This window comes from Salsipaludibacter albus, from assembly GCF_019798055.1.
Taxonomy (GTDB): Bacteria; Actinomycetota; Nitriliruptoria; order Nitriliruptorales; family Nitriliruptoraceae; genus Salsipaludibacter; species Salsipaludibacter albus.
In genome coordinates, this window is record NZ_JAHOPH010000039.1 from 14,532 (window position 1) to 33,034 (window position 18,503).

An 18,503-nucleotide genomic window follows, 5' to 3' on the forward strand; every position below is an offset into this window, starting at 1 on the left:
CGGGCTCACCGGCCCGGACGTGACTCAGCCCAGCAGGACGACCGCTGCCAGGACGGCGACGGTGACCACGAGCAACCACACGAAGACGCGGTTGGCACCGCGGTCACGCGTGTCCGGCGCAGGTGGGGGCGTGGGCGTGGGCGGGGTCTGGCCCCAGCGGTCGGACGGGTCGGTGGTGAACTCCGACGGTGCCGCGCGGCGGTAGTCGAACGCCGAGGGATCCGAGGGTGCCGGTGGCGGAGGGCCACCGGTCCCGGACGCCCAGTGGGTGCGCAGCCGACGACGGGTCATGGCGTCGGGGTCCGACAACAGCTGGTAGGCCTCGGTGACCTCGGCCATCCGTCGCGCTGCGGCCTCCTGGTCGGCGGCGCTCCCACCCACGTGGCGATCCGGGTGGTGCTCCCGGACCAGGCGGCGATAGGCCGCACGGACCTGTGCGTCGTCGGCGTTCGCTGGCACGCCGAGCACCTCGTGTGGTTCCACGTCCGTCGAGTCCTCCCGTGTGCACCCGACGATATCGCCCACCGACCCCCGCCGGACCCGCCGGTTCACGGCTCGTTCTCAGGAACGCCGACCGGTGCCCCACCCGGTCGCGACGCCGGTCCGACCGGGGGCCGGGGTCACGGCCCGACGTGGCGGATGGACACGTCGTCGGCGGTGAAGCAGGCTCCGGCGGCCGCGTCGGTCACGTAGGCCTCCACGTCCAGCAGGGATCCCGCGGCCGCCGTCGGGTAGGTGGCCGTGACCTGCTGCCACTCGGTGCCCAGCGTGGTCGCCTGGGTCACGGTGGCCTGGCGCACGCCACCGAGGTAGCCGCGGATCCGCAGTCGCAACGTTGCGCCCGGCGTGTCCGCGCGCACCCAGGCACTGACGAGGTAGGACCCGTCCACGGTCGACGTGACCCAGTTGGGGTGGTCGTCGATGCCGCATCGTCCCGCGCTGCTGGCGGTCACCGCGAGCGCCCAGTCACCCGAGTGGCCACCCGCGACGCGGGCCAGCGTGTTGCCGGCCGCGTCGCCCCGCCACCCGGCCGTGTCCACCTCGAAGCCCGGGTTGCCGACCAGCTCGGGCCCGGCGTCGACGATCGTCCAGCTGGCACTGGCGGGGGAGGGGTCGGCGTTGCCGGCGGTGTCGGTCGCGGCGACCTCGAACGTGTGGGCGCCGAACGCCAGCCCGTCGTGGGTCACCGGCGAGGTGCACGGCTCCCAGGTTCCCCCGTCGAGACGGCAGGCGAACGTGGCCTCCTCGTCGGCGGAGAAGGCGAAGGTGGCCGACGTGCCGTCGACGTCCCCACTGGGGCCGGCGTCGATGGACGTCTGCGGTGCCGTGGTGTCCGGCGGCGGTGCGGCATCGGACCGGATGGAGACGTCGTCCGCCTGGAAGCACGGACCGGTGGCGGCGTCCGTGGTGTAGATCTCGAGGTCCAGCATCGAGCCCGGCGTGGCCGTGGTGTAGGTGGCGGTCAGCTGCTGCCAGGACGAGGTGAGCACGAGCGACTCGCTCACCGTCGCCTGCAGGTCCCCGTCCAGGTAGCCACGCAGTCGCAGCTGGACCGTGGCCCCCGGGGTCTCGGCGCGCAGCCAGACGCTGGCGGTGTAGGTGCCCTCCCCGGTGGCGAGGACCCAGTTCGGGCTGTCGTCGATGCCGCACCGTCCGCCCGCCGCCGTGGTGAGCTCCGCGACCCAGTCCCCGGAGTGTCCGCCCGGGACCCGGGCGAGGGTGGTGTCGGCGGTGTCGGCCGTCCACCCGCTGGTGTCGACCTCGAAGTCGGGGTTGCCGACCAGTTCCGGCCGGTCGTCGAGGATCGTCCATTCCCTGCTGGCCGGCGTCTCGTCGACGTTGCCGGACGGGTCCGTGGCGACCACCTCGAACGTGTGCGTCCCGTGGCCGAGGTCGTCGAAGGTCACCGGCGAGGTGCAGGCCGCGAAGTCCGCCCCGTCGAGGCGGCAGGCGAAGGTCGCGTCCTCGTCGGCGGAGAAGCCGAACGTGGCCGAGGTGTCGGTCACCTCGCCGGTCGGGCCGTCGTCGATGGTGGTCTCCGGTGCGGCCAGGTCGACGACGGTCCACTCCCGGCTGGCCGGGGTGGCGTCGACGTTGCCACTGGCGTCCGTGGCGGCGACCGCGAAGGTGTGGGTGCCCACGGACAGGCCGTCGAGGGTCACCGGCGAGGTGCACGGTGCCCATGCGCCGTCGTCGAGACGACAGGCGAACGTCGCGGCCTCGTCGGCCGAGAAGGTGAAGGTGGCCGAGGTGTCGGTCACCTCGCCGGTCGGGCCGTCGTCGATGGTGGTGTCCGGCGCGGTCTGGTCGACCACGGTCCAGCTGCGGCTGGCGGGTGTGGCGTCGGTGTTGCCGGCCGTGTCGATGGCGGCGACCTCGAAGGTGTGGGGTCCGATGGCGAGGTCGTCGTGGGTGGTGGGCGAGGTGCAGGGTTCCCAGGCCCCGCCGTCGACTCGACAGGTGAAGGTGGCGTCCTCGTCGGCGGAGAAGGTGAACGTGGCGGACGTGTTGGTGGTGTCGCCGGTCGGGCCGTCGTCGATGGTGGTCTCGGGCGCGTCGAGATCGAGCGGGTCCAGGGTCATCGACACGTCGTCGACCTGGAAGCACGGGCCGGCGGTGGCGTCGGTGAGGTAGATCTCCACGTCGAGCGACGAGCCCGGCGTGACGGTGGTGTGGGCAGCCGTGACCTGCTGCCAGGACGAGGTCAGGCTGATCGACTCGGTGGTCGTGCCCTGCCGCACGCCATCGGCGTACTCGCGCACGCGCAACCGGACGGTCGAGCCCGACGTGTCCGACCGCAGCCAGGCACTGGTCGTGTAGGTGCCGGCCTCGGTGGTGGGGACCCAGCCGGGGAAGTCGTCGATCCCGCAGCGTCCGGCGGAGCCCGCCGCGAGTTCCGCTGCCCAGTCACCGGAGTGGCCACCGGCGACCCGGGTCAACGTGTTGCCCGACGCGTCGATCGCCCAGCCGGAAGTGTCCACCTCGAAGCCGGGGTTGCCGACCAGCTCGGTGCCCTCGGGGACGATCTCGAAGGCCTGCTCGGCCGGGGTCGCGTCCATGTTGAACGACGGGTCGACGGCGGCGACCCGGAACGTGTGCGGCCCCTCGGCGAGCGCCTCGTAGGTCATCGGCGAGCTGCAGGGCGCGAACGCCGCGTCGTCGAGCCGGCACTGGAAGACGGCGTCCTCGTCGGCTGAGAAGGTGAACGTCGCGGTGGCGTTGGTGACCGGGCCGGCCGGACCGCTCTCGATGAACGTGTTGGGCCGCGCCGTGTCCGGGGGGTCGGTGTCGTCGAGCGGCACGAAGCCGATGCCGACATGGTCCTCGTTGCCGAAGCGCTCTCCGTCGCTGCCGACCCACAGCCCGTCGGGGGTCGCGAACAGCACCATCGTCCCGTGGTTGCGGGACTTGGTGGGGTTCCAGGCCAGCGCCTTGCCGGTGACCGGGTCGATCGCGCCGATGCCGGGTCGCGAGACCGCGCCGGGGCCCGCGAAGTCGCTGCCCTGGGGGTTGTCGAGCCAGCGCTGGTGGCCGCCGACGTACACGGCCGCACCGGTGACCGCCACGCTGTAGAGCGTGTCGCCACCGGTCCAGTTGATCCAGGTGGGCTGGACGTTGCTGGCCACGTTGGCGGTCTCGAAACGGGCCGTGGCGTCACAGATCCCGTTGGTGCCGGTCGGGCCCCCGGTGGACACGACGACGAAGTACGAGCCGTCGGGCGAGAAGTCGATGCCCTGGGCACTGACCAGTCGGCTGGCCGCGACGCAGTTCACGGCGAACCGTGGGGCGTACCAGGTGCTCAGGGTCGTGGTCTGTGCGAGGTTGAGCATGAAGGCGCGCTTGCGGTTCTGGCCGTTGACCGTGGCGAAGTTGCCGGTCGCGACCAGTCGCGTGCCGTCGGGGGAGATCGCGATCTTCTTGACGCGGGTCTCGTCGGTCGGGTCGACCACCCCGGCGACCGTCAGGTTGATGTGGCCGAGGTCCGCGCCGGTCACCTGGTCCATCGCCATGACGTGCTTGGAGAAGTTGCCCACGGCGATCAGCCAGCCGTTGGCGATCCTGATGTCGGAGACGGTGCGCATCCCCGTGGGTGCGAAGGTGGGGTCGATCCGGTCGTTGACCAGGTCGTACTTCGCGATCCCGCGACGCGTGATGCCGTTGACCTGGGAGAAGGCGCCGGAGATGAACAGGGCGGATTCGTCGGCGGTCTTGACGATGCCGGTGACCATCCCGTCGAACGACAGGTTCAGGTCCGACACGACCCCCGTGTCGGCATCGAACACCACGAAGTTCGACCGGGCGTAGGTCTGCGTCATGGCCGGGTCCTGGACCGTGTCGAACCGGCCGCCGGCGAACATCGTGCGGCCGATCTGCTCGAACGCGTAGACGTTCTGCGACACGCCGTCCAGCACGATGTGGGGGGTCGTGTCGGACGGGTTCTCGGACACGACCTTGGGGTGCGCCAGGGACGCCTCGGCCGGTGCGGCCGAGATCGCCGTGAACGTGCTGATGATCAGCAGCAGCGACAACGTGGACGCCACGAGTGGCGCACGCGTCGTTGACAGGTTGTGACGTGCCCCCACGATGGTCCCCCAGGACGAGCGGCCCGCCGATCTTCCGCGACGCCCCGGTCGGCAGCCAGTGGCAAGTGTCCCGACTGTCGCCGGGTCCGGGCCGGGCCGTAGCATCGTGGCCCGTCTCCAGACCGGCCGGTGATGTCGCCACGTCCTGTTCGCACCGTTGGCTCGCTTCGGGCCGGCGTCCCGTCGGCCGATGCCGCCGCGGTCGCCGCCGCATCTGCCCGGTCGGCCGTCCAGGCCAAGCCGGTCGGCAGCCTCGGCCGGCTCGAGGAGGTCGGTGCCTGGCTGGCCGGTGTCGCGGGGACCTGCCCGCCACCCGTGCCGGTCGCGCCGGCCGTCGTGATCGCCGTCGGGGACCACGGGGTCCATGCCGCCGGGGTGAGCCCGTGGCCGCAGGAGGTGACGGCACAGATGGTGGGCAACTTCTGTGCCGGCGGTGCCGCGGCCAACGCCCTCGCCGCGACGGTCGGGGCACGCATGGTCGTCCTGGACGTCGGCGTGGCCGGCGACCTGCCCGAAGACCTGCCGACGGCTCGTGGCGACGACCCACGACTGGTCCGACGCCGGGTGCGGTCCGGCACGCGCGACCTGTCGCGCGAGGACGCCATGACGGCCGGCGAGGTGGAGGACGCGATCCTGGCCGGTGCCACGGTGATGGACGAACTCGTCGGCGACGGGATCGACCTGCTGGTGCTCGGCGACATGGGGATCGCCAACACCACGGCCTCGGCGGCGTTGGTGGCGGCCTGCACCGGGGTCGACCCCGAACTCGCCACGGGTCGGGGGACCGGCATCGACGACGAGATGCTCGCGCGCAAGACCGCGATCGTCCGTGGTGCCCTCGAGCGAATCGCGGACCGGACCGACCCGCTGGCCGTCCTGGCCGCGATCGGGGGCCTGGAGCACGCGGCGATGGTCGGGGCCATGGCCGCCGCCGCCACCCACCGGGTGCCGATCGTGCTCGACGGGGTGATCACCGACGCGGCCGCCCTGGTGGCGATCGCGTGGTGTCCGGCGCTGGCCGGTCACCTCGTGGCCGGTCACCGGTCGGTCGAGCCGGGCGCCGCGGTCGCACTGGACCGGCTCGGGCTGCGGCCGTTGCTGGACCTCGAGCTGCGGCTGGGGGAGGGGACCGGTGGCCTGCTGGCCGTGCCGATCGTGGTCGCCGGCGCTGCCGCGCTCGAGCGGATGGCCCTGCTGGAGGACCTCGGCTGAGCCCCGGGTCGTCGGCCGGACCGTCAGCGGGGGACGGTCACCTCGACGGTGGCGCCGCCCCAGCCGTGCTCGAGGTCCCGGGCCTCGACCACCACCGCCTCCACGTCGTCGGGGATCTCCAGGCCGGTGAGGCTGCGGGTGAACGGCTGCTCGCCGGCGTGGTCGTGCAGCAGCTCGCGGATGCCCAGCACGGTTCCGTCCGGCGTCACCACGCGGAACGCGTCGGCGTAGCGCTCGGGCGTGTCGTAGGGCGAGGAGATCGTGGCAGCGACCTCCCAGGTGTCCCCGGTGCGGGCCAGGGAGGCGTCGACCACGTCCGGGTGGCGCTGCTCGCCGGTGGCCGTGTCCGTCGTCGTGGGTGACGAGGTCGGGTCCGACGTCGGGGACGCATCGTCACGCTGGCCCGCGTCGGGGCCACAACCGACCAGCGCGAGCGCGATCACCACCGGCGCGACGAGGGCTGGACGGGTCATCGACGGGTCCTGGCTGGCGGCGACGGAGGGGCGGTCCGCAGCGCGACTCCGGACCGTTCTCCGGCACCAACGCGGCGTCGGCCCGTGGCCTTCCGGCGACGCCAGCGGTGGGTTTGCGTGCCCTCGGGGGACTCGATACGGTGACCAGCCGCGACGCGGGGTGGAGCAGTTCGGTCAGCTCGCCGGGCTCATAACCCGGAGGTCGCAGGTTCAAATCCTGCCCCCGCTACCACCACGAACGGCCCCTCCCACGAGGGGCCGTTCGTCGTTGCGTGGGTGGGGGATGGCCCGCTGGGTCAGTCGTTCGACACGAGCTCGGCGTGCAGCTGCGCCATGCGGTCCATCTCCATGCGCTGGTCGGCATCGATGTGGAAGGCGAGCTGCTGGATCTCGAGGTCCTCGCCACTGCCGTCCTCGCGGCCGTAGAGGTCCTCGACCATCTGCAGCGCCCCGTCGTGGTGGTGGGTCATCGACTGCAGGAACAGCAGGTCGAAGTCGGTGCCCTCGGCCGCGGCCAGGTCGGCCATCTGCTCGGGCGTGAGGATGCCGGGCATGTCGTGGTCCATCCCCGCGTGGTGCGCGGGGGCGTCCTCGTCCCGGTCCGCCAGCCACCGCAGCATCAACTCGCTCTCGGACTCCTGCGAGATGGTCATCCGCTCGGCCATCAGCCGGATCCGGTCACTGCCGGCGTGGTCCTCGGCCAGGGCCGTCATCTCGAGTGCCTGGGCATGGTGGTGCAGCATGTCGCGGACGAACGCGACGTCGCCGGCGGTGTGTGCCGGCGGCGCGAGGTCGTTCACATGGTCGGGGGACAGGGGGATCGGCTGCTCGCCCGGTGCGCCGGCCTGCACCACCTGGGCGGCAGCCGCAGGGGGTGTCGGCGTGGGGGGAGGGGAAGGCTCCGCCCGGCTCGTGCAGGCCGTCGTGGCAAGCACAAGCCCGACCAGGAGCAGTCGGGTCGTCGTGGAGGTCGTCATCGTCGGGTTCCTCGAGGTGGTGCCGGCCGCCGAGGATCTCGGCGGCCGGCACCGGAGGGACCACGCGCCCGTCCTGGAGCGGGCCGGGCGTGGGTCCGTCGCGGTCAGGTCGTGGCGATGGCCTCGCAGCCCTCGACGGTCTCGGCGTCACAGGCGTCGTTGCCCGCCCGGCCGTTGGCGCTGTCCTCGCCGGACTCGCCGACCAGGGTGTCGTCGCCGTTGCCGCCGTCGAGCAGGTCGTTGCGGCCACCCCCGTGCAGGGTGTCGTTGCCGGTGCCGCCAAACAACTGGTCGTCGCCGGCACCACCCCGGAGGGTGTCGTTGCCGTTGCCGCCACAGATGACGTCGTCGCCGCCGCCCCCGTCGATGGTGTCGTCGCCGTTGAGGCCGACGATCACGTCGTTGCCGACGGTGCCGACGAGCTCCTCGCCCGCACTGGTGCCGATGACGGTCGCGGTGCGTCCCTCACAGCTGGGCACGTTGGCCGCCATGGTGTCGGCCAGCGCCCGCAGCGCGTCGGCCAGTCCGGCCGCCTGCGTGGTCGATCCGGTGACCTGGTCGGCCGCCGCGAGCAGGCTCGCCCGTGCATCGCCGTAGGTCTTGGGGTTGGACGCGGCCGCGGCCCGGTCGAGCGCCGCGGTCACGGCCGACGAGGCCCCGTCGGCGAGGTCGCCGACCCGCAGGGCGGAGGACTGCCACGCACGGGCGGTCAGCACGGTCGCCGGCCACGACAGCTCCTGCTGGTGCTGCACGTTGGTGGTGGACGTCGTCACCTGGCGGGCCGCGTCGAGCTCGACCTGGGACAGGTGGTCACTCGGCGTCAGCGCGAACGTGTCGAAGCCACGTCGGATCTCGTTGCCGAACAGGCTGCCGTTCCACCAGTAGGTGGACCAGAAGCCACCGAGGCTCAGCGACGTCGGGCTGACCGGGCCCCGGTCGAAGTAGGCGATCTCGACCGGGTCGGACGAGTCGGTGAAGTCGAACACCGTCGTGCCACCCTGGTACCACGCCTGGACCATGATGTCGCGACCGGGCACGGGGACCAGCGAGCCGTTGTGGGCGACGCAGTTCTCCTGGTTGGTCTGGACCATCGGCAGCTTGAAGTAGCTGCGCCACTCCATCCTGGGGCCGTCGTCGGTCTGGACGATGTCGAACAGGGCGTTGGCGCCCCAGTTCAGCGGGTCGGTCGGGCGGCACCGTGCGCCGGAGCCGCCGCCCCACTCGTCGGTGAAGATCACCTTGGTGCCGTCGTTGTTGAACGTCGCGGAGTGCCAGTACGCGAAGTTGTAGTCACGCACGGCGTCGATGCGACGGGGGTTGGGCGGGTCGGAGATGTCGATCAGCAGACCATCGCCCTGGCACGCGCCGGCCGCCAGACCGATCGCCGGGTAGGCGGTGATGTCGTGGCACTGCGAGGTCTGCGACACGCTCTGGCCGCCCGGCGCGCGTGGGTCGTCGGCCGGGTAGGTCGGCTGGAGGCCGGACCCCGGCAGGCCGTTGAGCGAGCCGCTCATGTGGTCGCCCTCGCAGCTGTTGTCGCCGCAGGTGCTCATGATCCGGGCGTTGCGGTTGACGATCTCGGCGGCGCCGGTGTCGAGGTCGACCTCGGCGACGGTGATCGAGAAGTTCGCCGTGTTGATGTCGACCAGCGAGCTCGCGCCCGTGCAGCCGCCCGGCAGCTCGGTGGCGGCGCGGACACCGGCCGTCCCCGAGATGTAGATCCACGCGGTGTCGTCGTCGCCCGGCGTGGTGACGATGGTGTGGGTGTGCGACCCCTTGCAGGACTGCACGCCCTCGAGCTGGACCGGTGCGTCGAGGTCGCCGATGTCCCAGATGCGGACGCCACGGAAGCGGTTGGCGGCGGTGACCCCACCGCTCGTGCAGTCGATCTTGGCGCCGGTGGCCTCGACCGACATGAACAGCAGGTCCCCGACGACCGAGACGTCGTTCTGGCTGCCGGGACAGATCACGGACGTCCGCAGGCTCGGCTCGGACGGCTCGGAGACGTCGTAGAGGTTGAAGCCGTTGTAGTTGCCGGAGACGGCGTAGGACCGTCCGTCCCGGGTGAAGAACGCCAGGTCGGAGTTGGTGTTGGCACCGGGGGCGAGGGGCAGGGTGGCAAGGTGGTCGAGGTTGCTGGCGACCTCCTCGGCGTCGTAGATCCCGGCACCCAGGCCCACGCGGGGGTCGTCGGTCGTCGGGAACTCGGGTGCGAGGGCGGCCTCCTCGGCGCCGACGGACTCCAGTCCGGGCTGGGCGTCGAAGGGCTGGACCTCGCTGGTGGCCTCGTTGCTGGCCTCGGCGCCTGCGTCAGCAGGCTGGGTCCCGTCGGACTCGTGGTCGCCGGGGGTGGCCGCGGCTGGCAGCACGGTCCCGACGAGTGACATCGACAGGAGCAGGATCAGGAGCAGGGGTGACCAGCGGGTCACGGCTGCGCGGAGTGCGAACGGTGCGCGTTGCATCGAGGGCCTTTCAGGTTCTGGCGCCCGGGATCGCCGGGCGTTCGGTGGTGTCACCGGCACGTTCGGTCGGTGCTGCTCGACGGGCACGGTTCGTGGCACGATGCGTGGCACTTCCGGCATGTGGACCCTGGCCCCCGAGGGTTTAACTTGACGTACGTACGGTAAGTTAGACGGTGGTGGCCCCCCCGTCAATACGCTCGCGCCACCACCACGACGCGGATGGTCCACCAACCGGAATCGAGGCCCGCGGTGTCACGACCCAGTCGACGCGACGAGCTGCTCGCTGCGGCGCTGTCCCTGCTCGTCGAGTGGGGCTACGAGGGCATGGCGATCTCGATGCTCGCGGAGGAGGTCGGGGTCACCAAGGCGGCCGTGACCTACCACTTCCCGTCCAAGGAGGACCTGCTGGCCGCGCTGGCCGATCCCCTCCTGAACGCCCTGGACGAGGTCGTCCCGGCGGCGGGCGAGGTGCCCGACTGGCCCGACGGGGTCCGTGCACTGGTGGAGCGCTACCTCGACATCCTGCTCGCCAACCAGGACCTGGCGGTCTGGCTGGAGGGCGACCGTGCCGTGCTGGTGCACGCTGCGGTCGGCGAGCGACTTCGTGCCAACCACGACCGGATGCGCGCCGCCCTGGTCGGTGGCTCCACCGAGACGCGTGGCCAGATCGCCGCGAGCATCGCGTTGGGAGCCCTGTGGCGCCCGGTCCGCAAGATCGGGGCGGAGGACGTCGAGCGACACCGGGACCTGCTGGTCGCGTCGGCGATGGCGCCCCTGGACGCCTGGCGCTGATCCCCGGCGGGCCCGGGTGCCGTCGCGGGGTCAGGCGCGCAGGCTCGCGGCCTCGCGGTTGGCCCGACGGAGTCGGTCCGACGAGCTCAGCAGCAGGTGTTCGAGCACCTGCGTGTAGACCCGGGGTGCCTCCTCCCGGAGCGCGTCCAGCCGGGGTCGCTCCAGCACGTGACAGCGCACCGGGGTGCGGGCGCGCACGGTCGCCGAGCGACGATCCCGCCCGACGACGCTCAGCTCGCCGAACACGACGCCGGGATAGAGGTCCGCGATGCGGGTCTCCAGGCCCGTGGCGGGGTCGGCGTAGGACACGCGAGCGACCCCCTCGGCGAGCAGGAACAGGGCATCGGCCTCGTCGTCCTGGACCACGATGTCCTCGCCCGGCGACCAACTCCGCGTGGTCAGGGCCTCCTGCAGCCGTGCACGACCGTCGGGATCCAGCGCCCGGGTGAGGGAGAACTCGTCGACGGCGAAGCGGGCCGCAGCGGGGTCGGGCCGACCCGACGCGGCGAGCAGGTCCTCCTCGCACGCCAACAGGGCCTCGTCCAGCGACGGGGCCACGGTGACGTCTAGCCCGTCGAAGGTCGACTCCCCGACCGTCCCACCCGGGTCCGCGACGACCAGTCGGGCGCCGGCCGTGCGGACGTCGGCGGCGACCCCGCGCAGCAGGCCGGTGGTCGACTGGTCCCACGTACCGGTCCGGCGCAGGTCCACGACGAACGTGTGCGCCCGGGCGATGCGCTCGTCGACCTCGCGGACCAGCCGTTCCAGGCAGGTGGCGAACAGGTCGCCCTGCAACTCGATGACGACCACCTCGTTGCCGTGCTCGGCCAGGATGGCCTCGTCGACGGCGGGGCGTCCCCGCGTGGAGGCCACCTCCGACAGCAGGTAGGTCCGGCGGATCGCGTGGGCCGACATGGACGGGGCCCGGAGCAGGTGGAGGTCGAACACCCGGGACAGGTCCCGACAGGCGGCGACCCCGCGGACGCTGTTGCCGTTGACGTCCAGCAGCGGCGAGAACATCGCCACGCCGAACTGTCCCGGGAGCACACCGATGACCCCACCCCCGACACCGCTCTTGGCCGGCAGGCCGACCTCGTAGGTCCAGGTGCCCGAGTAGTCGTACATGCCGCAGGTGCTCATCACCGAAAGCACCTTCTCGACGTGGCCCGGTTCCAGCACGCGGTCGCCGGTCGAGGGATTGGTGCCACCGTTGGCCAGGGTGGCCGCCATCGTCGCCAGGTCGACACAGTCCACCAGGATCGCGCACTGGCGGAAGTAGTCCTCGACCACCTCGTCCACGGGATCGGGGATCACCTCGCTGGCACGCAGGAGGTTGGCGATGGCGCGGTTGCGGAAGCCCGTCGCGCTCTCGGAGGCGAACACCTCCCGATCCCAGTCCAGCCCGCGGCCGGCGTAGCGCGAGAACGTGTCGAGGATGTGGTCGAAGCGGGGCTCGTCGGGAAGGTCCGGCACCAGCCCGGTGACCGCGATCGCACCGGCGTTGATCATGGGGTTGCGGGGTCGGCCGGTCCCGGCCTCCAGGCTGATCGAGTTGAAGGCCTCGCCGGACGGCTCCACCCCCACGTGCTTCTCGACCGTCGCCGGTCCGCAGTGGTCCAGTGCCATGCCGTAGGTGAAGGCCTTCGACACCGACTGGATGGTGAAGGCGACGTCCACGTCACCGACCGCGTACTGGTGGCCGTCGGCCGTGACCAGGGCGATGCCGAAGTGACGGGGATCCGCCCGCGTGAGTTCGGGGATGTAGTTCGCGAGGGTGCCCGCCATCACGTCCGCATAGCGGGCATGGACCTGCTCGATGCGGCGTGTCACCGCGTCCTGTCGTCGTCCCTGCCCCATGCGTCGCCCCCCGGCGTCCTGGCGACGGCCACTCCGGCCGGGTGCGAGTCTGGCAGCCGGCGGTGTGGTCGATGCGTCCGCCGTGTTTCGACGGGGTTTCTGCTCGTCGCAGGACGATGCCTCCCACGTCGTGCCACGCCCCTCACGGCTCAGCCGGTCGCGGTCCTCACCGCTCGCCGGACGGGTCCGTGCAGCTCGGGTGCGTCGGCCCAGTCCTCCGGCACGTCCAGGTCACCGAAGCCCGGGGAGCGGTGGACGGCGACCTGCAGGCCGGCCGCCCGAGCCCGGTCGACGTGGCGGGCGAAGCTGCCCGGCCCGAACGCCGGTGCCAGGACGCCGGGCGGTCGCAGCAGCAGGGCGTTGGTGCCCTCCTCCCGCTGGCACGGGACCACCACGGCGTCCGGGTCGCCGGCTCCACGGGCCGCGGCCAGCAACCCGTGGAGGTCGACGAGACGGAGGTGGGGGAGGTCGGCCGGCAGGACCAGTGCACGGTCCCACCCGTCGGCCGCGAGCCGGGCCAGGCCCTGCGCGACGGCCGTGTCCAGGTCCTCGCCGTCCTCGACGAGCGTCGTGGCGCCTGCTCGCCGAGCCAGTGCGCGCATGCGTTTGCTCCGGGACACCACGACCACCGGGCCGAGGCCGTCCGCCACGGTGACCGTGCGGGCCAGCAGTCGTCGTGCCAGGGCGGTCCGCTCGGCGTCGGTCAGGACCGGGGCGAGCCGGCCCTTGGCGCCGACGGCCGGCTTGACCGGGACGACCGTGGCGATCACGACGGCTCCGGTCCGACCGTGTCGAGCAGCCACGTCGCCAGGCGTCGCTGGGCAGAGGCATCGACCATGACGGTGTCGGTCGCCCAGGCCTGCATGCCCCGCCGGGTGACGTCGGCGACACGGTCTGCGTCCACCTCGTCGAGCACGAACCCGGTCAGGAGGTCGCCGAGGTGGTCGGCCACGCCCACGGCCGACACCTCGAGCCCGAAGTCGGCGAGCAACTGCGCCGCCGGGCCCTTCAGGGCGCGGCCACCGACGATGGGGCTGACCGCGACGGTCGGGCCGGACCGGTGGTGCAGGGCGTCGCGGATGTCGTCGATCGCCCGGATGGGGTCGATGCTCAGGAACGGGTTGCTGGGGGCGAGCAGGACCAGGTCGGCCCGGGCGATGGCCTCCACCACGCCCGGGGCGGCCGTGGCGACGTCCGCGCCCCGGAACTCCAGTGACGCGACCGGGGGCTCGGCCCGGTGGGCCACGAACCAGTCCTGGAAGGCGAGGTCGGCGCCGTCGACGGTGTGGATCCGCGTGGCGACCACGTCCTCGCTCATCGGCAGGACCGTGGGGGCCACCCCCAGGCGATCGGCCAGCCGGGTCACGATCTCGCCCAGCGGCACACCGTCGTGACGCCACTGGGAGCGCAGGAGGCTGGTGGCCAGGTCCTGGTCGCCCAGCCGGAACCAGGTCGGTCCGTCCAGGTCGGCGACCGCGTCCATCACGGCCCAGGTCGCGTCGGCCCGACCCCACCCGTGCTCGGGGTGCTGCACCCCGGCCAGGCGGTACAGCACGGTGTCCACGTCGGGCTGGATCCACACGCCGAGGTGCTCGAAGTCGTCGCCCGTGTTCACCACGACGGTCAGCTGGTCGGGGTCGAGCACCGCGGCGAGTCCGGCGACCAGGCGGGAGCCGCCGACGCCACCGGCCAGGACCACGACCGAGCGTGTCGAGCCTGCCACGTCGTCCCCTCCAGGATCCGACAGCGTGCGGGACCCGGGTGGGCCGTCCCGCGGATGCGAGGCCCGATCGTACGGCGAGGGGACAGGCTGCCCGGTCGGCCGTAGGGTCGTCGATGCCGACCCCTTGAGGCCGACCCCCTGACGCCCAACCCTGGGAGCCACCGATGAACGACACTGCCCTGCTGGTCGCCGGCGAGGCCCGGACGACCGACGCGACCTTCACCCGTGCCAATCCCGTCAGCGGCGAGGTCGTCACGACCGCGTCCGCCGCCACGGTCGACGACGCGATCGCCGCGGTCGATGCCGCCGCGGAGGCCTTCCCCGCCTGGTCGTCCGTCGGGCCGGCCGAGCGTCGCGGCCTGCTGCTCGCGGTCGCGGACGCACTCGAGGAGCGCGCCGACGAGTTCTCCCGGGTCGTCCGAGAGGAGACCGGGGCGACCAACGAGTGGGGTCACTTCAACGTCGGCGTGGCAGCCTCGATGATGCGCGAGGCGGCGGCCCTGACGACGATGATCCACGGCGAGGTGATCCCGTCCAACGTGCCGGGCAGCATCGCCATGGGCGTGCGCGAGCCGGCCGGGGTCGTGCTGGCGATGGCGCCGTGGAACGCCCCGGTGATCCTGGGCGTGCGCGCGATCGCGACCCCGCTCGCCTGTGGCAACACGGTCGTGCTGAAGGGCTCTGAGCAGTGCCCGCAGACCCACCGGATGATCGTGGAGGCTTGCGTGGACGCGGGGTTGCCGGCCGGCGTGGTGAACTACGTCAGCCACGCCGCTGCCGACGCCCCCGAGGTCGTGGAGGCGATGATCGCCCACCCGGCCGTCCGCCGGGTCAACTTCACGGGTTCGACCGAGGTCGGCCGGATCATCGCCCAGACCTGTGCCACCCACCTCACGCCGGTGCTGCTCGAGCTGGGGGGAAAGGCGCCGCTGGTCGTGCTCGACGACGCCGACGTCGACGACGCGGTGGACGCGGCGGCGTTCGGCTCGTTCGCCCACTCGGGACAGATCTGCATGTCGACCGAGCGGATCATCGTCGATGCGTCGATCGCCGACGAGTTCGTGGCGAAGCTGGCCGACAAGGCCGGCCAGCTGCCGGTCGGGGATCCCGCCGCAGGGGGCGTGGTGCTGGGCTCGGTCGTCGACACCGAGACCGTGGAGCGCTGCAACGCCCTGCTGGACGACGCCGTGGCCAACGGCGCCGAGGTGGTCGCCGGGGGGCGGGCCGACGACACCCTGATGCCACCGACCCTGCTCGACCACGTGACGACCGACATGGACATCTTCCGCACGGAGTCGTTCGGTCCGGTCAAGCCGATCATCCGCGTGGACGGGGTCGACGAGGCCGTCGCCGTGGCCAACGACTCCGACTACGGGTTGTCGGCCGCGGTGTTCGGTCGCGACATCGCCCGTGCCTGGCAGGTCGCCAAGCGGATCGAGTCCGGGATCTGCCACGTCAACGGCCCGACGGTGCACGACGAGGCCCAGATGCCGTTCGGCGGGGTCAAGGACTCCGGCCACGGCCGCTTCGGCGGCCTGGCCGGAGTCCGCGAGTTCACCGAGCTGCGCTGGATCACCGTGCAGACCGGTGACCGCCACTACCCCTTCTGAGAACGGGTCAGCCGGTCAGGTCCTCGGGGCTCGTGGCGTCGCCGTCGGCGTCACGCGCCTCCTCCTCGTGGACCCGGCGCCACCAGTTCGCGAGCTCGCAGTAGAACGGCTCGACCTTGTCCGCGGGCAGCACGAAGGTGACGTCGACGTGGTCGGGCTCCCTCGGGCCGCCCGGCAGCAGGTGCCGCACGTTGCCCGGCGTGGTGTCGTAGTGGTAGAGCCACTCCCCGATGTGGACGGTCAGCGAGCCGACGTGGCTGCTGGGCACGGTGGCCGAGACTTCGATCCATTCCTGTGGCTTCGTCGCCATGTCCCACCCCCTGGTGTCGGACGGCGCAACGCTAGTGTTCGCCGAAGTGGGGAGCAAGGCCGAAGTTGGATGACCAGGTCTGTACGCACTGCAGGGAGCGCAATCCCGGTCGGGCGCGCTTCTGCCTCGCCTGTGGCACGTCGTTGGCCGGTGGTGACGTGGCCACCCGCAAGCTCGTCACGGTGGTGTTCGCCGACGTCGTGGGATCCACGCAGCTGGGCGAGATGCTCGACCCGGAACCGCTCCGTGAGCTGATGTTGGCGGCCTTCCGGCGCATCGAGGCGATCGTCGCCCACCACGGTGGCACGGTCGAGAAGTTCATCGGCGACGCCGTGATGGCCGTGTTCGGCATCCCCGCCGCCCACGAGGACGACGGCCTGCGAGCCCTCCGCGCGGCCGTCGAGATGCGCGGCGCCGTGGCGGGCGGTGACGACGGGATCGCGGAGCGACACGGCATCACGCTGCAGTTGCGGATCGGGGTCAACAGCGGCGAGGTCATGACCGGGGGTGGCCGCCAGACCCTGGTCACCGGCGACGCGGTCAACCTCGCCGCGCGGCTCGAGCAGCGCGCCGCACCCGGCGAGATCCTGGTGGGGCCGCTGACCGCCTCGCTGGTCGGGGACGCCCTGGCCGGGGACCCGGTCGGGCCCCTGACGGTCAAGGGCAAGCAGGCGCCGGTCACGGCGGTCCGGCTGCGCACGCTGGACGACCGTCCACGCCCGGTGGCTGGCAGCCGCAGGACCACCCCGCTCATCGGGCGCGACGACGAGGTCGCCCGTCTCGACGCCGCGCTGGACACCGCGGTCGCCCGGGGCGGACCGGTCGTGGTGACCGTGCTCGGGGGAGCGGGGGTCGGCAAGTCCCGACTGGTCGAGGACTGCCTGGTCCGGTGGCGTTCCCGAACCACCCCGTTCGTCGGTCGCTGTCCGCCGTACGGCCGTGGCATCACCTACTGGCCGTTGCGCGAAGCAGTGCAGCGGCGCGTGCGCGAGCTCAGCGGTGCCGACGCCGACCCGCTCGACGTGCTCGCCGACGTGCTGTCCGACGTGCCGGGAGGGCGCGAGCTGGCTGCCGAGGTACTGGGCTTCGTCGGCCTGCGACCCGGCGCCGCGACGGGCGACGGGAGCTCGGCCGTGCGCACCCTGCTGGAGGTCGTGTCCCGGCACCGGCCGCTGGTCGTGGTGCTCGACGACGCCCAGTGGGCCGAGCCCGGCCTGCTCGACCTGGTGGAGCACGTGCTGCGCTGGTGGCACGGCGGGCCCCTGCTGGCGGTCGTGCTGGCCCGCCCCGAGTTCGGACGCCGGCGGCCCGACTGGCCCGACGTGGACCTCCCGAACGACACGATCCGGCTGGCCGGCCTGGAGGACGCGGCGGCCGACCGACTCGCCCGGGCGTTGCTCGACGACGACGCCGACGACCGTCGCGCCGGGATCGTGCATGCCGCCGGGGGCAACCCGCTGTTCATCGAGGAGCTCGCCCGGGTCGCGGCGTCGACCCCCGGGGACGAGTTGCCCGTGCTCCCGGCCGGGGTGCGCACCCTGTTGACCGCCCGGCTGGACGCCCTCACGCCGCCGCGGCGCGCGGTCCTGCAGCGGGCGGCCGTCATCGGGGAGTCCTTCGAGGACACCTCCCTGGCCGCGCTGACCCCGGAGCGCGAGGTCCCGGACCTCCCGCGCCGGCTGGTGGCGCTGGTGGAGGACGACCTGCTGCGCTCGGACGCGGTGGGTGCGGTCGGGCGGCACCAGTTCCGCCACCTGTTGCTGCGGGACGTGTCCTACGAATCCCTGCCGAAGGGCGAGCGAGCCCGACTGCACCGCCTGCTGGCCGACGAGATGGTGGTGCTGGCCGATCGCACGGCGGTCGAGCTGGATGCCCTGGTCGGCCACCACCTCGAGCTGGCCGCCGACCTGGCCGCCCAGGTCGGGGCGGACCCGTCCGAGGTGGCGACCCTGGCCACACGCGCCGGCCACGCCCTGCACCGTGCCGGCCTGGTGTCGCAGGCCCGGGGCGACGTGCCCGGCACGGTCAACCTGCTGACGCGTGCCACGGCCAGGCTCGACGGCGACGACGCACTGCCGTTGGCCCTGGGCACGCTGGGCAGTGCCCTGACCGAGGCCGGTGACCTGGCGACCGCCCGTTCGGTGCTGGACCGCGCCGTCGAGGTTGCCGAGCAGCGGGGCGACGAGCGGGCGCGGACCCACGCCGGACTGTTCCGGCTCTGGTGGGAGTCTGCCGCCGAGCCGGCGGGGTGGACGGCGCGGGCGCGGACCGAGGCAGGGCGGGCGGTCGAGGTCGCGACCCGGCTGGGCGACGACCTGGGGTTGGCACGTGCGTGGGTGGTCCTGGCCGAGGTCGCGTGGTCGGCCGCCCGCTTCGCGGACGTCGAGGACGCGCTCGAACGAGCCACTGTCCACGCCAGGTCGGCCGGTGACCTCCGCGAGGAGGCCGAGAACGTCGCCGCGCTCACGGCCACCGCCGTCGAGGGGCCGCTGTCGGTGGCCGCG

Annotated in this window: 13 protein-coding genes and 1 tRNA gene; 5 read left to right on the forward strand and 9 right to left on the reverse strand. The window is 72.6% G+C overall.

Features of this window, described 5'->3' with window-relative positions; all coding sequences use genetic code 11:
• Nucleotides 1–24: 24 nt before the first annotated feature.
• Nucleotides 25–552 (reverse strand): J domain-containing protein, encoded by a 528-nt coding sequence (locus tag KR546_RS16825; protein ID WP_338019187.1) that lies wholly within the window; start codon nt 550–552, stop codon nt 25–27.
• Between the two features lie 68 nt (nt 553–620).
• Nucleotides 621–4,541, reverse strand: coding sequence for a carbohydrate binding domain-containing protein (locus tag KR546_RS16830; protein WP_238445884.1), 3,921 nt, complete (start codon nt 4,539–4,541; stop codon nt 621–623).
• A 174-nt stretch (nt 4,542–4,715) separates the two neighbouring features.
• On the opposite strand from KR546_RS16830, the gene cobT reads away from it, so the two are divergent.
• On the forward strand, nt 4,716–5,795 hold the full coding sequence (gene cobT / locus KR546_RS16835; protein ID WP_238445894.1) for a nicotinate-nucleotide--dimethylbenzimidazole phosphoribosyltransferase: 1,080 nt from the start codon (nt 4,716–4,718) through the stop codon (nt 5,793–5,795).
• A 23-nt stretch (nt 5,796–5,818) separates the two neighbouring features.
• Here cobT and KR546_RS16840 read toward each other — a convergent pair whose 3' ends face one another.
• Complete coding sequence (locus tag KR546_RS16840; protein ID WP_238445885.1) at nt 5,819–6,268, reverse strand: hypothetical protein; 450 nt, start codon at nt 6,266–6,268, stop codon at nt 5,819–5,821.
• A gap of 154 nt (nt 6,269–6,422) precedes the next feature.
• Between KR546_RS16840 and KR546_RS16845 the strand changes: the two genes are divergently transcribed.
• Nucleotides 6,423–6,500, forward strand: a tRNA-Met gene (locus KR546_RS16845).
• Nucleotides 6,501–6,564: 64 nt separating this feature from the next.
• Here the strand turns inward: KR546_RS16845 and KR546_RS16850 are convergent.
• Together KR546_RS16850 and KR546_RS19425 are read right to left on the reverse strand one after the other, a co-directional pair.
• Nucleotides 6,565–7,245, reverse strand: coding sequence for a DUF305 domain-containing protein (locus KR546_RS16850; protein ID WP_238445886.1), 681 nt, complete (start codon nt 7,243–7,245; stop codon nt 6,565–6,567).
• A gap of 104 nt (nt 7,246–7,349) precedes the next feature.
• Complete coding sequence (locus KR546_RS19425) at nt 7,350–9,707, reverse strand: hypothetical protein (RefSeq protein ID WP_274388277.1); 2,358 nt, start codon at nt 9,705–9,707, stop codon at nt 7,350–7,352.
• Nucleotides 9,708–9,956: 249 nt separating this feature from the next.
• Between KR546_RS19425 and KR546_RS16860 the strand changes: the two genes are divergently transcribed.
• Nucleotides 9,957–10,499: a TetR/AcrR family transcriptional regulator gene (locus KR546_RS16860; RefSeq protein ID WP_238445887.1), complete on the forward strand. Its 543-nt coding sequence runs from the start codon at nt 9,957–9,959 to the stop codon at nt 10,497–10,499.
• A gap of 30 nt (nt 10,500–10,529) precedes the next feature.
• Here KR546_RS16860 and glsA read toward each other — a convergent pair whose 3' ends face one another.
• The 3 genes from glsA to cofD form a co-directional block, all read right to left on the reverse strand.
• Complete coding sequence (gene glsA, locus KR546_RS16865) at nt 10,530–12,329, reverse strand: glutaminase A (RefSeq protein WP_238445888.1); 1,800 nt, start codon at nt 12,327–12,329, stop codon at nt 10,530–10,532.
• A 176-nt stretch (nt 12,330–12,505) separates the two neighbouring features.
• Complete coding sequence (gene cofC / locus KR546_RS16870) at nt 12,506–13,126, reverse strand: 2-phospho-L-lactate guanylyltransferase (protein ID WP_238445889.1); 621 nt, start codon at nt 13,124–13,126, stop codon at nt 12,506–12,508.
• Nucleotides 13,123–14,079, reverse strand: coding sequence for a 2-phospho-L-lactate transferase (cofD, locus tag KR546_RS16875; protein ID WP_238445890.1), 957 nt, complete (start codon nt 14,077–14,079; stop codon nt 13,123–13,125). Before cofD ends, cofC begins: the two co-directional genes overlap by 4 nt.
• 164 nt (nt 14,080–14,243) lie before the next feature.
• Between cofD and KR546_RS16880 the strand changes: the two genes are divergently transcribed.
• Nucleotides 14,244–15,689 (forward strand): aldehyde dehydrogenase, encoded by a 1,446-nt coding sequence (locus KR546_RS16880; RefSeq protein ID WP_238445891.1) that lies wholly within the window; start codon nt 14,244–14,246, stop codon nt 15,687–15,689.
• Nucleotides 15,690–15,696: 7 nt separating this feature from the next.
• Here the strand turns inward: KR546_RS16880 and KR546_RS16885 are convergent, their stop codons facing one another.
• Nucleotides 15,697–15,999 carry a hypothetical protein gene (locus tag KR546_RS16885; RefSeq protein WP_238445892.1) on the reverse strand — a complete coding sequence of 101 codons (303 nt, stop codon included), beginning with the start codon at nt 15,997–15,999 and terminating at the stop codon, nt 15,697–15,699.
• Nucleotides 16,000–16,157: 158 nt separating this feature from the next.
• Here KR546_RS16885 and KR546_RS16890 point away from each other — a divergent pair.
• Nucleotides 16,158–18,503, forward strand: a 2,346-nt coding sequence (locus KR546_RS16890; RefSeq protein WP_238445893.1) for an AAA family ATPase, incomplete at its 3' end; no start/stop codon positions are given.